Annotated in this window: 11 protein-coding genes; 7 read left to right on the top strand and 4 right to left on the bottom strand. The window is 64.3% G+C overall.

Features of this window, described 5'->3' with window-relative positions:
• Position 1 precedes the first annotated feature (1 nt).
• From rseP to KB554_RS02205, 3 genes are read right to left on the bottom strand one after another with little or no spacing between them, the layout of a single operon-like run.
• A complete protein-coding gene (gene rseP, locus KB554_RS02215; RefSeq protein ID WP_211034842.1) occupies positions 2 to 1,324 on the bottom strand; it encodes an RIP metalloprotease RseP in 1,323 nt (440 codons plus the stop codon).
• A gap of 12 nt (positions 1,325 to 1,336) precedes the next feature.
• Positions 1,337 to 2,488 carry a 1-deoxy-D-xylulose-5-phosphate reductoisomerase gene (locus KB554_RS02210; protein ID WP_211034841.1) on the bottom strand — a complete coding sequence of 384 codons (1,152 nt, stop codon included), beginning with the start codon at positions 2,486 to 2,488 and terminating at the stop codon, positions 1,337 to 1,339.
• Between the two features lie 5 nt (positions 2,489 to 2,493).
• A complete protein-coding gene (locus tag KB554_RS02205; RefSeq protein ID WP_141429526.1) occupies positions 2,494 to 3,363 on the bottom strand; it encodes a M23 family metallopeptidase in 870 nt (289 codons plus the stop codon).
• A gap of 169 nt (positions 3,364 to 3,532) precedes the next feature.
• Here KB554_RS02205 and KB554_RS02200 point away from each other — a divergent pair, with 169 nt between their 5' ends.
• The 5 genes from KB554_RS02200 (at position 3,533) to KB554_RS02180 (ending at position 8,453) form a co-directional block, all read left to right on the top strand.
• Positions 3,533 to 4,444, top strand: coding sequence for a nucleotidyltransferase (locus KB554_RS02200; RefSeq protein ID WP_211034840.1), 912 nt, complete (start codon positions 3,533 to 3,535; stop codon positions 4,442 to 4,444).
• Between the two features lie 156 nt (positions 4,445 to 4,600).
• Positions 4,601 to 5,887 (top strand): alpha-amylase family glycosyl hydrolase, encoded by a 1,287-nt coding sequence (locus KB554_RS02195; protein WP_141429527.1) that lies wholly within the window; start codon positions 4,601 to 4,603, stop codon positions 5,885 to 5,887.
• A gap of 33 nt (positions 5,888 to 5,920) precedes the next feature.
• Positions 5,921 to 6,823 (top strand): TPM domain-containing protein, encoded by a 903-nt coding sequence (locus tag KB554_RS02190; protein ID WP_211034839.1) that lies wholly within the window; start codon positions 5,921 to 5,923, stop codon positions 6,821 to 6,823.
• 60 nt (positions 6,824 to 6,883) lie between these two features.
• A complete protein-coding gene (locus KB554_RS02185) occupies positions 6,884 to 7,459 on the top strand; it encodes a LemA family protein (RefSeq protein WP_211034838.1) in 576 nt (191 codons plus the stop codon).
• A 1-nt stretch (position 7,460) separates the two neighbouring features.
• Positions 7,461 to 8,453: a DMT family transporter gene (locus KB554_RS02180; RefSeq protein ID WP_141429530.1), complete on the top strand. Its 993-nt coding sequence runs from the start codon at positions 7,461 to 7,463 to the stop codon at positions 8,451 to 8,453.
• 54 nt (positions 8,454 to 8,507) lie between these two features.
• On the opposite strand, the gene KB554_RS02175 is transcribed toward KB554_RS02180, so the two are convergent.
• On the bottom strand, positions 8,508 to 10,874 hold the full coding sequence (locus KB554_RS02175; protein WP_211034837.1) for an outer membrane beta-barrel family protein: 2,367 nt from the start codon (positions 10,872 to 10,874) through the stop codon (positions 8,508 to 8,510).
• Positions 10,875 to 11,300: 426 nt separating this feature from the next.
• Here KB554_RS02175 and KB554_RS02170 point away from each other — a divergent pair, with 426 nt between their 5' ends.
• Both KB554_RS02170 and KB554_RS02165 read left to right on the top strand, forming a co-directional pair.
• A complete protein-coding gene (locus KB554_RS02170) occupies positions 11,301 to 12,029 on the top strand; it encodes a lysophospholipid acyltransferase family protein (protein ID WP_211034836.1) in 729 nt (242 codons plus the stop codon).
• Between the two features lie 3 nt (positions 12,030 to 12,032).
• Positions 12,033 to 13,907, top strand: coding sequence for a DNA topoisomerase IV subunit B (locus tag KB554_RS02165; protein WP_141429533.1), 1,875 nt, complete (start codon positions 12,033 to 12,035; stop codon positions 13,905 to 13,907).
• Positions 13,908 to 13,910 lie beyond the last annotated feature (3 nt).

The raw sequence follows: 13,910 nt of genomic DNA, 5'->3' as shown, positions 1-13,910 counted from the left end.
CCTATTTGATGAAGAACCGGTATATGTCGTTGCCGTTGGCGTAGAGCAGCAGCATGAGCAGGACGATCATGCCGACGTACTGCGCCGCTTCGAGCACCTTGTCGCTCACCTTGCGTCCGGAGATCATTTCCCAGAAGGTGAACAGGGCGTGTCCGCCGTCCAGCCCCGGGATGGGCAGAATGTTCATCACCGCGAGGATGATCGACAGGAACGCGGTCTTCATCCAGAAATCCTGCCAGTCCCACGCCGCGGGGAAGATGCTCCCGATGGCGATGAATCCGCCCAGCTCCTCGTACATCTTCGTTTTGGGCTGCACGATCAGTTTCAGTTGTTCCCAGTAGGAGGAGATCACCTCTCCCGTTTTGCGGATGCCCGCCGGGATGGACTCCCGGAGGGTGTACTCCTGCGTGCGCGGGGTGTAGAGGTCCTGCCGCGGCGCGACGCCGATCAGCCCCTCCTCCGATACGGGCAGCGTCATGGTCAGCACCATGTCCCCTTCGCGCAGCGCCTCGATCCGCACCGAGTCCCCGGCGCGCGAGCGGATATACCGCTGGTAGTCGGGAAACTCCACTCCGCGGAGGTCGTCCACGGCCAGGATTTCGTCGCCCTTCTTCAGGACCGCGGAGGCCGCCGCCGACACCGTGCTGTCCACGATGAACGGGAAGCGCAGGGCGAGGAATCCCTCGTAACCCTTTTTCTGCCGCATGGCGATCAGGTCGTCGAGCGGCAGGTTCAGCGTCACCGCCCGGCCGTCGCGCTCCACCTCCACGCGGCGGTCGCCCTCGGTGATGAGCAGCGAGGAGATGATCTCCTGCACGTTGTCCACCGGCCTCCCGTCGATCGAGAGGATGCGGTCTCCGTCGCGGAATCCCAGCTCGTGCCCCGCCTCGTTGAAGTCGTAGCCCCAGCGGGCGTCTTTGTTCGAGAAGTAGGTGTCGCCCCACGTGTAGCAGATGCCGCAGTAGATCGCCACGGCCAGCACGACGTTCATCACCACGCCGGCGATCATCACCAGGAAGCGCTGCCATGCGGGTTTGGCGCGGAACTCGTCCTGCTGCACGGGGCGTTTCATCTGCTCCTTGTCCATCGACTCGTCGATCATGCCGGCGATCTTGACGTAGCCGCCCAGCGGCAGCCAGCCCAGTCCGTATTCGGTGTTTCCGCGTTTGAATTTGAAGAGCGAGAACCACGGGTCGAAGAAGATGTAGAACTTTTCGACGCGGATCCGGAACACGCGCGCCATGATGAAATGCCCCAGCTCGTGAATGCCCACGAGGATGGTGAAACAGAGGAAAAACTGAAGAATCTTGATTGCTATGTCCATTGTGCGTATCGGTTACAGTTCGAGAAATTCGGCGGCCAGCGCGCGGGCTTCGGCATCGGCCGCGGCGTAGTCGTCGAGCGTGGGGGAGGCGACGAACGAGGCGTGTTCGAGCGCATGGCGGATCGCCCGCACGATGTCGAGCCAGGCGCACCGCCGCGCGAGGAAGGCTCCCACGGCCGTTTCGTTCGCGCCGTTCATCGTGCACGCCGCCGTGCCGCCGCGGCGCAGGCAGTCGTAGGCGATCTCCAGCGCCGGGTACTTCTCGCGGTCCACCGCCGCGAAGGTGAGCTGCGGGTGGGCCAGGAAGTCGAAGCGCTCGCCCGGCCGTGCGGCCCGGTCGGGGTACATGAGGGCGTAGCTGATGGGCATGCGCATGTCGGGCGTTCCGAGCTGCGCCTTGATCGCACCGTCCTCGAACTCGACCATCGAGTGGACGATCGACTGCGGGTGCAGCACCACGTCGATCCGCTCGGCGGGCGTGCCGAAGAGCCAGTGGGCCTCGATCACCTCGAAGCCCTTGTTCACGAGCGTCGAGGAGTCGATCGTGATCTTCGCGCCCATCCGCCATTGGGGATGGCGCAGCGCCTGTTCCACGGTGACGCCGGCCAGCTCCTCGCGTCTGAGGTCGCGGAACGCCCCGCCGCTGCACGTGACGATCAGCCGCCGCACCGGGGCGCGTTCGCCCGCGAGACACTGGAATATGGCCGAGTGCTCCGAGTCGATCGGGACGATCGGCGCGCGGTGTTTCCGTGCCAGCGGCATCACGCAGGCGCCGCCCACCACGAGCGACTCCTTGTTGGCCAGCGCCAGCTTCTTGCCCGCTCCGATGGCGGCCACCGTGGGCGCCAGTCCGGCGTATCCCACCAGCGCGTTCACCACGACCTCCGTGTCCCCCGCGGCGGCCAGCTGCGCCACGGCCTCCTCGCCGGCATACACCTTCGTGTCGGTGCCGGCGAGCGCGTCGCGCAGCGGCGCATAGTGCCGCTCGTCGGCTATCGCCACGGCGTCGGCGTCGAACTCCCGGGCCTGCTCGGCGAGCCGCTCCCAGCGGCTGCGGGCCGTCAGTACGCGGGCTTCGAACCGTTCGGGATTCTCCCGCACGATGTCGAGCGTCTGTTCGCCGATCGAGCCGGTCGAACCCAGAATGGCAAGTCGTTGTCTCATGGTCTTCAGAATACGATATAACTCTCCGGATCGACCGGTTTCCCGTCGCTCCACAATTCGAATTCGAACATGCGCACCTCGCCGTTCTCGGCTTCGGAGTTGTAACCCACCAGCTCGCCCGGGCGGAGCGTCTGCCCCGGAGCCGCGAGCGACTGCGAAAGGTTGCGATAGACCGACAGCAGGCCGCCGCGGTGCTGCATGATGACCGTGTAGCCCCGCTCGGGGGTCCAGAGGCTCTGCACCACCGTCCCGCCGTCCACGGCCGCGATGCGGTCGGAGGCCGCCGCGGCGATCTTCACCCCGAAACGGCCCTGCGAGATGTCGAAACGCTCGGTGATGATCCCCTCGACGGGTTTCGCCAGCTCGATCGCTTCGCGTATCCTGCGCCGCGAGTCGCTGCCCCGCCCCGCGAGCGAGTAGGGGCCGTCGCCCTCCATCTGGGCGCGCAGGAGCGAATCCTCGGCCGACGGCATCACGAGCACCTTGCTCGCGCGCGTGCTGTCGCTTCCCGGCAGGGTCCGCGCTACGGGGGTGTTGCCCTCCAGAATCATGGCGATATTCTCGTTGTAGGTCATCATGTCGTTCATCATGCGCTCCATCGAGTCCAGACGGATGATGTTCTGGATGAGGCTCTCGCGCGAACGGTCCGCCTCGGTCCGGTAGCCGGGCAGGAACTCCAGCACGGGCGAATAGGCCACCAGCGAGAGCGTGAGGATGAAGAGCACCAGCACGAAGGCCACCAGTCCGGCCAGCAGGCTGGCCGGGGAGACGTGCACGTGCCACTCCTCGCTGTTGTCCGTGGCGTTGAGCATGTTGAAGCGGCGTTTGCGGAACAGTCCGCGCCACCATGCCCGGACGGATTTTATCGTTTTCATCGTTCGGAAACCTTTGCGTTCAATCCCACAAATATAGTATAAGCCGTGCGGACTGCCAAATTTATTTCTTCCCGCCGCTCCTGCGGACGGATTCGTTTGCAGGTCCCGCTATTTTTCCTATCTTTGCATGATCCGACTTCGAATCAACGTCGAAACTAACGATAAAAGTATGGTAAAACCTGCACTTCTCGTACTCGCCGCGGGCATGGGTTCCCGCTACGGGTCGCTCAAACAGATGGACGGCGTGGGCCCCAACCGCGAGGCCATCATCGACTATTCGGTCTATGACGCCATCCGCGCCGGCTTCGGCAAGGTAGTCTTCGTCATCCGCCACTCCTTCGCCGACGAGTTCCGCGAGGTCTTCTCGGCCGACCGCTTCGGCGGCCGCATCGCCGTGGAGTATGTCTTTCAGGAGCTGGACAGCCTGCCCGAAGGGCTGACGGTCCCCGAAGGCCGCGTGAAGCCGTGGGGCACGAACCACGCCGTGATGATGGCCTCCGGGGTCATCCGCGAACCGTTCGCCGTCATCAACGCCGACGACTTCTACGGCGCCGAAGCCTACCGCACCATCGGCGACTACCTCTCGCAGCTGGGCGACAGCCGCAACCGCTACTGCATGGTGGCCTACGATCTCGACCGGACGCTTTCGGACAACGGAACCGTCTCGCGCGGCGTCTGCGGCGTCGATGCCGAGGGCAACCTCGTTTCGATGGTCGAGCGTACGCAGATCGAGCGGATGCCCGACGGCCGCATCGTCTTTCACGACGGCGGAGCCGACGAGCCGCTGGCGGAGAACACCCCCGTGTCGATGAACCTCTTCGGGTTCACGCCCGACTATTTCGCCTATTCGCAGGAGTATTTCCCGGTGTGGTTCGAGGCCAACCGGTCCAATCCGAAGGCCGAGTTCTACATCCCCACGGTGGTGAACAGGCTCATCGGCGACGGTACGGCTTCGCTGCGCGTGCTGCGCTCCGCGGCCCAGTGGCACGGCGTCACCTACAAGGAGGACAAGCCGGCGCTCATGGCCGCCATCGAGCGGATGATCGCCGAGGGCCGTTACCCGCGCGATCTGTGGAAGTGACTTCCCGCGCCGTCGTGCCGGAGGGTTCCTGCCGCGGCGCGCGAAATCTCCGGACCGTCTCCTGCGCGGAGCGGTCCGGATTTTTTTCGGAAAAAATCGTATCTTTGGCCTCCGGAATCCGGACCCGAACCGGGATTCCCCCAAAACGCAATGCCGATGAATCAGCATCCCGAATGGAGCTACGGGGCCGTGCTCTATGAAATGAACGTGCGCCAGCTCACGCCCGAAGGCACGTTGCGCGCCGCCGCCGCGCGGCTGGAATTCCTGCGCGATCTGGGCGTCGATGCCGTGTGGCTCATGCCCATCTACCCGATCGGGGAGAAGAACCGCAAGGGCACGCTCGGCTCCTACTATTCGATCCGCGACTACTGCGCCGTCAATCCCGAGCTGGGCACGATGGACGATTTCGACGACTTCGTGGCCGAAGCGCACCGCCTCGGCATGAAGGTGCTCATGGACTGGGTGGCCAACCACACTTCGCGCGATGCGCGGTGGATCGCCGGGAAGCCCGCCTCGTGGTACGAGCGCGACGCCTCGGGCGAGCCCGCCGTGCCGTGGGACTGGACCGATACGGCCAAGCTCGACTATGCGAACCGCGACGTATGGGAGGCCCAGGCCGCGGCCATGGAGTTCTGGATCGCGCGGCACGCCGTGGACGGCTTCCGCTGCGATATGGCGATGCTCGTGCCGATCGGGTTTTGGCAGTACGCCGCCGCGCGTCTGCGCCGCGTGAAGCCCGACCTGTTCCTGCTGGCCGAGGCCGAACAGCGGAACCTCTTCGACGACGGCGTGTTCGACGCCTGCTACGGGTGGGAGATGCATCACCTGCTCAACGACGTGGCGCAGCAGCGCGTGCGGGTCACGGCGCTGCGCGACTGGCTCCGCGCCGACCGCGGCCGCTATCCCCGCTCGGCCATGCGGCTGGCCTTCACCTCGAACCACGACGAGAATTCGTGGAACGGTTCGGAGTTCGCCCGCATGGGGGCCGCGCGGGGCATCATGGCGGCGTTCACCTTCGTCGTTCCGGGCGGCCTGCCGCTGATCTATACCGGGCAGGAGGTGGGCTACGACCATTCGTTCGCCTTCTTCGACCGCGACCCGATTCCTGCGGAATCCTACCGGGCCAACGCCTACACGGAGTTCTACCGCCGCCTGACGGAGCTGCGCCATGCCAATCCGGCCCTCGCGGCGGGCGGGCGGGGCGGCGACATGGTCGAGATCAGCAACAACGCCGAGGATTGCCTGATGACCTTCGTGCGCGAGGTTCCCGGCAACCAGGTCGTCGCCGTGATGAACCTTTCGCCCTACGCGATCGAGACCGATTACTATACGGGCATCTACGCCGGCATGTACACCGACGCCCTGACGGGCCGCCCCAGCGAACTGCGGGGGCACGTCGTGGAGCCGATGGGACCGTGGAGCTACCGGATTCTGACCCGGTAGCGGTTCTGCGGATTTTTCGTATCTTTGCCCCCGATGAAACGATCGCTGCTTTTCTGCCTGCTTTTTCTGGCGGCCGCGCTTCCTGCCGCCGCCGGGACCTACCGCGTGGAGGAGATTCCCCATGTCCAGCGCGCCGACCGCCGCCGCTACGTCTCGAATCCCGACGGGATTCTCTCCCCGGAGGCCGTGGCGCGCATCGACGCCGTGTGCGCCTCGCTCCGCGAGCGGGGGCTGGCCCAGGTGGCCGTCGTCGCCGTGGACGACATTGCCGGCGGCGACACGTTCTCCTTCGCCGTCGAGCTGTTCGGCCGCTGGGGCGTGGGCGGCGCGGAGAGCGACAACGGGCTGGGCATCCTGCTGGTGAAAGACCTGCGCGAGATCCGCTTCGTCACGGGCGGCGGGGTCGAGGGCGTGCTGCCCGACGCCCTCTGCAAGCGCATCCAGCTCAGATACATGCTTCCTGCTTTCCGGGAGGGGAATTACGACGCGGGCATGGTCGCAGGCGTGGAGGCCGCGGCGCAACTGCTCGAAGGAGGCGATCCCGACCTGGGGGAGGAGGAAGGGCTTTCGCTCGGGGCGATTCTGCTGATCGTCGCCGGCTTCGTCTTTCTGCCGCTGGCTGCGGGACTGGCCGTCCTCTACCTTTCGCGCCGTTGTCCCCGCTGCCGCAGGTTCGCGTTGCAGTGCGACTCGCAGCGGGTGCTCGGGACGACGCCCTCCTACCGCGAGGTGGAGTACACCTACGTTTGCCGTCATTGCGGCGCCGTGGTGACGCGGCGTTCCCGCCAGTCGCGCGGCAACGGCTTCGGCGGCGGTTCGGGCGGCGGTATGATTATCGGCGGAGGCGGCTTCGGCGGACTGGGCGGAGGCGGGAGCCTCGGCGGCGGTTTCGGCGGCGGATCGTTCGGGGGCGGCGGCGCCGGATCGAAGTGGTGACGGCCGTGCGGGGAGTTTTCGGAATCGGCAAATGTATAATAAGGTAAAAAGCAAGACAATATGAAAAAGTGGATTTGGATCGGCCTCGTCGCCGTCGTCGCGATTTTCTTTTACGCCACCTACAACGGCTTCGTCACGAAGGAGGAGGGGCTCAACAGCGCATGGTCGAACGTGGAGACGCAGTACCAGCGCCGTTCCGACCTCATTCCCAATCTGGTCAATACGGTAAAGGGCTATGCCGCCCACGAGTCGGAGACGCTCGGCGCCGTGACCGATGCGCGTGCCCGCGCCGCCTCGATCAGCCTTTCGGCCGGCGAGCTGACACCCGCGAAGCTGGCTGAGTTCCAGGAGGCGCAGGCCGGGGTGCGTTCGGCCCTGGGGCGGCTTATCGCCGTGGCGGAGAGTTATCCCGACCTGAAGGCCAATCAGAATTTCCTGGAGCTGCAAGCCCAGATCGAAGGTACGGAGAACCGCATCGCCGTGGCGCGCAAGGAGTTCAACGATGCCGCGCGGCATTACAACGTCGCCGTGCGCCGCTTCCCGGCCAATCTGGTCGCCGGGCTGTTCGGCTTCGCGCAGAAGCCCTATTTCGAGTCGGCCGAAGGGACCGACGCGGCTCCCGAGGTGAAGTTCTGAGATGCCCGGCGAAAAGACCCGCGGCTACGTACTGGGCGCCGTGGCCGCCGCCAGTTACGGACTCAATCCGCTCTTCGCGCTGCCCCTCTACGGGGCGGGGCTGGGTCCGGATTCGGTCCTTTTCTACCGCTATCTGCTGGCTGTCGTCATGCTCGGTTCGCTGATGATCTTCCGGCGGCAGTCCTTCGCGCTCACACGGCGCGACATCCTGCCGCTGGCGGTCATGGGACTGCTTTTTTCCTTCTCGTCGCTGTGCCTGTTCGCCAGCTACAACTACATGGACGCGGGCATCGCCTCGACGATCCTGTTCCTCTATCCCGTGATGGTGGCCGTCATCATGTCGGCCTGCTTCGGCGAGCGGGTCACCGCCTCCACCGTGCTTTCGATTCTGCTGGCTTTGGGCGGCATCGCGCTGCTCTACAAGGGCGGCGACGGAGCCACGCTGAGCCTTGCGGGCGTTGCGCTGGTCTTCCTCTCGTCGCTCTGCTACGCCGTTTATATCGTGGGGGTCAATCGCTCTTCGCTGCGCGACCTTTCGACCGAGAAGCTGACTTTCTATTCGCTGCTCTTCGGCCTGAGCGTCTATCTGGTCCGTCTGCGGGGCGTCGCCGGTTTGCAGATGATCCCTTCGCCGCTGCTTTGGATCAATGCCGTCTCGCTGGCGCTGTTTCCCACGATCGTCTCGCTCGTCACGATGGCCGGCGCCATCCGCCGCATCGGCTCCACGCCCACGGCGATTCTCGGGGCGCTGGAACCCGTCACGGCGCTCTTTTTCGGCGTGCTGGTCTTCGGCGAACGGCTCACGCCGCGCATTCTCACGGGTGTAGCGCTGATTCTTGCCGCCGTGACGCTCATCATCGCCGGCAAGTCGCTCCGCATCCCGACCGCCGCGACGCACCTCGCGCACTGGCTTTCGCGGCCCCGCCTGCCGCACTGGACCCTCGCCTGGCTGCGCCGTCTGCCGCTGCCGCGCCTGCGGCACGGGGCGAAATGAAAAAGCGGTCCGCTCTCCGGAGCCGGACCGCTTTCCGTTTCGGGCCGCGCGCCGTTACATGCGTCCTTTGTCCTCGGAGGCTCCCGCCTCCACGGATTTTTTTCGGAAGGCCTTGCCTGACTTGAAGTTGCAGGTGATTCCGATCTGATAGCTGCGGGCGCACCACGGCTGCCGCGTGATGACCCGGCGCACGAATCCGTCGCCCTGTGCCGTGATCTCCTGCCCCTCGTCGAGCAGGCTGCGCGCCGAGAACGAGAGCGTGAACCGCCTGCCGAAACGCTTCTTTACCTCTGCGTTGAGGAACTGCATCGGTTCGACTGTCGCATTGCCGAATGTCATGCGGCTTTGGTAGCGGTAGGAGAGGTCCACATAGAAGTTCGCCGGCAGTTCGATCGTCGCCGAGACATTGGCCAGCAGGATATGCTGGAAGGTCTCGGGGGCATGCTGTTCGACACGCTGGCCGCGCCGCATATAGTTGGCTCCCATGTTGATCTGTAACCATTCGGTCGGTTGTATGGGCAGGTTTGCCGCCGCATACCACGTCTTCGTGTCGTCGTAATTGACCCAGAGGATGCCGAGCATGTCCGGATTGTCCGCATCGGCCGCGGTGGTCTGGTTGATTTCGTCCCGCTGGAGGATGACGCCGCCCGTGAGCGTGTATTTGTGCGCCAGCACCAGCGTCAGGCTCACGTCCTGCTTGTAGGCGGGGTCGAGCAGCGGGTTTCCGGTCTGGTAGGTGTAGTCCGAAATCTGCATCCGCTGGGGTGTGAGCGTCCAGAACCGCGGCCGTTCGATCGTGCGGGCGTATTGGGCGACGAGCGAATAGGCGCCGTCCTCCGAGAGACGGCAGGAGAGGTTCGCGTTCGGGAAGAGCGAGAAGTAATCTTGCCCGACGTCGCCGCGTCCGTAGGTGTGGGTATATTCTCCGCGTAGGCCGGCCACCGCGCTCCAGCGGCCCAGTGAAGCCGTCACGACGCCGTACGCCGCTGCGATATGTTCCGTGTAGTTGATTTCGAAGCTCTGCGCCTCGTTGCGCGTCCATGCCTCTCCGCGGAGGTATTCGTAACGGGCGTCGTTGCGCATTTCGTTACGCGTGTATTTGATCCCGGTCCTGAGTCTCCAGCGCTCCGAGAAACGCTTGTCGAGTGCGAGCGTCAGCGCCGCCACGTCGTAGCTGCTGCGCGTGCGGTCGCGGTAGAGCGAATCGACGGCCGGAGCGGGCGCGGGCGGGGCGATACGGCTGCGGTTATCGTTGCGGAGCGACGTGTTGCGGTGTGCGTAGTCGCCCAGCACCTTGAAGGTCGAACCCAGCGTGTCGATCTTCCGGACGTAGTTGAACGTCCCCTCGTAGCCGTTTGCGGCGTTCCCGCCCGCATAGCGGCTCGCGGTGTTCGTCACGCTTCCGGACGTCATGTCCGTCGAGGTTCCGGTCGTCGTCTGCGTGTTGAGGTGCAGGTACGAGAATTCGGCTCCGAGGCTGTTTCTTCCGTCGAACTCGTAAACGGCCCCCAATGTCGCGCCGCCGTTGTAGTCGTCGTCGTTCATCGATGATGCGGCGCTCAGCCGTTTCCGCCCTGCGGTGTAGGAGGTCTCCTCCTGGCTGTCCATTTCCGATGAGCCGAGCTGTCCCCAGGCCGAGACGTTGAGGTCGAGCCGTCCGCTGTGGATCGAGACGTTGCCTCCGGGGCCGTAGCGATGTATCAGTCCGCTCTGTTCCGTGCGCAGCGAGAGCGAGCCCTGCAAGCCGTCCTCGCGCCGTTTGCGGAGCGTGATGAGGACGATGCCGCCCGCCGCATCGGCGTCGTGGTCCGCGCCGGCCGTGGGGACGATCTCGATCCGCTGGATTTCCTCGGCGCGCAGCGATCGGAGGTAGGCCATGAGCTGCGCGGGTTCCATGCGCAGCTCGCGGTCGTTCACGAACACCTTCGTGCCGCCTTTGCCGTTGATCAAGATTTTCTCGCCGTCCATCCATACGCCGGGAGCGCGTTCGAGCAGCTCCGCGCCGTCGCGCCCTGCCGCCGCCGGCGCATCGGCCACGTCCACCACGAAGCGGTCGGCCTCGCGCCGGACGATCCGGGCCTTCACCACGACCCCTTCGATCTGCGTGGCCGAGCTGCGCAGTACGAAGTCCCCCAGGTCGCTCTCCGCCGCCACATGCACCTGCCGCGTCAGCGGGTCGTAGCCCAGGTATTGAATCCGGAGCGTGTAGTCTCCCGCAGGGGCTTTCAGCGTGAAGCGCCCCTCGGCGTCGGTGGCTGTTCCCGTCACCTGCGCCGAATCCCGGAGCAGGACGACCGTGGCGTATTCCACGGCTCCGCCCCGTTCGTCCACCACGCGCCCTTTCGAGGGGCATAGACGTGCCGCGGAGAGCTCTCCGGCGACGAAAACCAGCATGACGATCAGGGTAATCAGTTTTTTCATAATATTATGTGTTTAATTGTAGTGTGCCTCGATTTCTATATTGCTCTACAAATATATGTAAAAATAATAATAGTTTGCAATACATAGTACTAAGAAAATATCGGAAAAAATATTCCTTCTTCCGGTCCGGACCGCATATTTCGCTGTGTCATGGGCGGTTGGTTCCTTCTTGTCCGCCCCGGCATTCCGGGAACCCTGCCGAATCCCTGCCGGACCTCCGCCCGGTGCGCGATGGGGCGGATCCGCAGGTGCGTTCCCGGATTGCGGACGCCGACCGTTGCCGATTTATGAAACGGCAGGGCGGCGGAGTTAGGAATCCCGGAAAAAATCGCTATCTTTGCTGCTTGGATTGATTAATATGGTGTATCGGCTCCCGGCGCCTCCGAAAGCCGCGCCGTGCGGAGCGTTCCTTTCCGAACCGAGATTATGCTGAGTGCCCTCTATTACCTGTTTTTGGTGCTGTTGTGCACCTTTTTCATGTTGCTTTCGGCCGTCGCGCTGGTGGTCTGTTGGCCGTTCGACCGCGCGCGCCGTGTCGTGCATTTCCTCTCGCGCGTGCTGGTGCGGATTTTCTTCGCCGTGCCTCCCTTCTGGCGGCAGCGGGTCGAGGGGCTCGGGCGGATCGACCGCCGCCGGCCCTACGTCATCGTCGTGAACCACAACACGGTGATCGACATCCCGGCGCTCTACTACCTGCCGCTCAATTTCCGCTGGGTCTCCAAGCGCGAGGTCTATAAGGTCCCCTTCTTCGGGCAGTTCCTCTTCCTGCACGGCGACATCTGCATCGACCGCGGCCGTGCCGCGGAGGCGATGGAGCAGTTGCTCCGCGAGGGCCGCATGTGGATCGCCCGCGGAGCCTCCGTGGCCGTCTTCCCCGAGGGCACGCGTTCGAAGGACGGCGAGATCCACCGCTTCAAGGCCGGGGCCTTCACGCTGGCGAAGGAGGCCGGCGCGGACATCCTTCCCGTGGTGCTCGACGGCACGAAGAGCCTGATCGGTCCGAAGGGCCTCTTCGACTGGCGCAACCGCATCACGATCCGCGTGCTGCCGCCCGTGCCGGCCGGCGAGGTGGCCTCGGCGGATACGCACGAGCTGATGCGGCGCGTGCACGACGACATGTGTGCCGCGCTGGCCGACATCCGCAACAACCGTTAGACTATGGCAGATTTACTCAATACGAATCCCAACGACACCTACGGCGACGACGCCATCGTGACCCTCTCGCCGCGGGAGCATATCCGGCTGCGTCCGGGCATGTATATCGGCAAGCTGGGCGACGGCTCGCAGGCCGACGACGGCATCTACGTGCTCATCAAGGAGGTGGTCGATAACTCGGTGGACGAATTTATCATGGGAGCCGGCCACCGGGTCGAGATCACCGTCGAGCAGAACGTCGTGACGGTGCGCGACTACGGCCGCGGCATTCCCCTCAAGTCGCTCGCGGCGGCCGTCTCGGAGATGAACACCGGCGGCAAGTACGGCGGCTCGGCCTTCAAGAAGACCGTGGGCCTGAACGGCGTGGGCGTCAAGGCCGTCAATATGCTCTCGAGCGAGTTTACGGCCCGCTCGGTCCGCGACGGCGAGGCCCGCACGGTGACCTTCGCCAAGGGACTGGAGCAGAGCGACCGCTGGGAGTCGGGCGTCGCGGAGAAGAACGGCACGCTGATTTCGTTCCGTGTGGACGAGGAGGTTTTCGGGCAGTATGCCTACAACCTCGAATACGTCGAGCAGATGGTGAAGAACTACACCTACCTGAACCTCGGGCTGACGTTCTGTCTCAACGGGCGGAACTATGTCTCGAAGAACGGCCTGCTGGACCTGCTGGGCGAGAATCTGACCGAGGAGCCGCTCTATGCGCCGATCCACCTCTCGGGCGACGACATCGAGGTGGCGATCACCCACGGCACGGGCTACGGCGAGAGTTATTTCTCGTTCGTGAACGGGCAGTACACCTCGCAGGGCGGCACGCACCAGGCGGCCTTCCGCGAGGCCATCGCCAAGACCGTCAAGGAGTTCTTCCACAAGGACTACGACCCGTCGGACATCCGCACGTCGGTCATCGCCGCCATTTCGGTCAAGGTCACCGACCCGGTCTTCGAGTCGCAGACCAAGATCAAGCTCGGCTCGAAGGAGATCGAACCGGGCGTCTCGATGCGCAACTTCGTCATGGACTTCCTCGGCAAGCACCTCGACGACTACCTGCACAAGCATCCCGAAACGGCCCAGACGTTGCAGAAGAAGATCGTCGAGAACGAGAAGGAGCGCAAGGCCATCTCGGGCATTCAGAAAAAGGCCCGCGAGACGGCCAAGAAGGTGTCGCTCAACAACCGCAAGCTGCGCGACTGCAAGATTCACTTCACCGACCGCAGCGAGCTGGCCGAACAGTCGATGATCTTCATCACGGAGGGCGACTCGGCTTCGGGGTCGATCACCGCCTCGCGCGACGTGCGCACGCAGGCCGTCTTCTCGCTGCGCGGCAAGCCGCTCAACTGCTACGGGCTCACGAAGAAGGTGGTTTACGAGAACGAGGAGTTCAACCTCCTGCAGGCGGCGCTCAACATCGAGGAGGATATGGAGAACCTGCGTTACAACAAGGTCATCATCGCCACCGACGCCGACGTGGACGGCATGCACATCCGCCTGTTGCTTACCTCGTTTTTCCTGCAGTTCTTCCCCGACGTGATCCGCACGGGCCACCTCTACATTCTCCAGACGCCGCTGTTCCGCGTCCGCAACCGGAAGAAGACCTTCTACTGCTACTCCGACGAGGAACGTCAGCGGGCCATCGCCGAGTGCGGCGCCGGCGTGGAGATCACCCGTTTCAAAGGTTTGGGCGAGATCTCCTCCGTGGAGTTCAAGGAGTTCATCGGCGAGAACATGCGCCTCGACCGGGTGCGTCTGACGAAGGACGACCCGATCCACGACCTGCTGGAGTTCTACATGGGCAAGAACACCTTCGAGCGGCAGGGCTTCATCATCGACAACCTGCGCATCGAGGAGGACCTCGTCGAGCAGGATCTGAAAATCAGCTGACGA

Source organism: Alistipes sp. Marseille-P2263 (assembly GCF_018101075.1).
Classification (GTDB): domain Bacteria; phylum Bacteroidota; class Bacteroidia; order Bacteroidales; family Rikenellaceae; genus Alistipes; species Alistipes dispar.
Note: the sequence above shows the minus strand (reverse complement) of the source record. Positions and strands in the feature narration are given on the sequence as shown.